The sequence below is a fragment of the Microcoleus pseudofavosus SVA1_A4 genome (assembly GCF_036700565.1).
Classification (GTDB): domain Bacteria; phylum Cyanobacteriota; class Cyanobacteriia; order Cyanobacteriales; family Microcoleaceae; genus Microcoleus.
In genome coordinates, this window is sequence record NZ_JAUBPE010000196.1 from 1 (window position 1) to 1,158 (window position 1,158).

Below are 1,158 nucleotides of genomic sequence, written 5' to 3' on the forward strand. Positions count from 1 at the left end.
ATGAGTTTCAGCTTCTAGTCTTATGCACGAGTCTATCTTTGATTAGATAAACTTATCACCATAAGTTCTGAAGAGCCAACAGGCCTTCTATGAATAATGATTATATGATGACTGTTCTCAACTCCTTTTGTCAAGCTTGATTGAGATGCTCTTACCCTGGGACATATTATCGATCGCCTATGATGATGATTTCTTAATCTTGTAGAAGCTCTAAAATAGGAATGATGAGAGCTTGCTGCTCAGACAAGTTACTACTCCCCCTTTTGTCTAATAATTGCCCGTACAAAGGGATAGCTCGTTTGTCCCAAATCAAACTAATTACAAAGACATTTTTATCCCGCCATTGTGTGCAATCGATGGCTACCTTCAAAGATTGATGATTTTTAAATTTTGCCTTCAATATTTCTCTCTCGATGGGGACCACAAGCGCTCTATGTCAAGGCAGTCCAATTTGAGAAATCTTTGTAGGCTGCGCCTGCGACTTTCAAATTGAATCGGATCAGGCCAGACAGAAGCCAATAATTCAATACTAACTTGTTTGTGGAGCTGTAACAAACATACCAGAATTTTTAGGGTCAAGTATTCTGTGGGTTTGAGCTGTTTTTCTAGATGGAGCCATTACTCACAAGTTAAGTTAAAAACACTATTGTCAATGAGTAATTTTACTCATTTTTTACCTGTTGACCCAATTAAAATATGACTCCATTTGTTCCTTTATTATTGAAAAAAAATTGTTCGGGACTTCTTTGAGTTCCAGGGAAAGGAGAAATAATTAGCCTGACATGAGGTTTTCATGCCTAGCTTAACAATCCCTAAATCTTGATTTCTCTCGGAGGAAAAATACTTAACTAGGTCAGAAGCTAATCCTTTTTGATATGCTACGGAAAAATGATACATCCCCCGATAAATCATTTCTAAAGAAATACGTTCAAGTGGTACTCCTAATTCATCTGCAATAGCATCTCCTAAGTCTACTAAAACCGCATAAAATAGCCAAGTAGCCCAGATTTGGAGCTTGATTCCGTTTAATGAACCTGTCCATAAATAACTCAGATTTAATAATCTTTTTACTGTACAAAATGCCTCTTCAATTCGCCAGCGTCTTTGATATAAATCTGCTACTACATAGGGGGGCAATATTTCGGGTTCTCGGACACT

General features: G+C 37.3%; 1 pseudogene. It reads right to left on the reverse strand.

Going from position 1 to position 1,158, the window contains the following annotated elements:
- Window positions 1–689: 689 nt before the first annotated feature.
- Window positions 690–1,158, reverse strand: a pseudogene (locus QUA02_RS33445) (transposase); the annotation flags it as partial.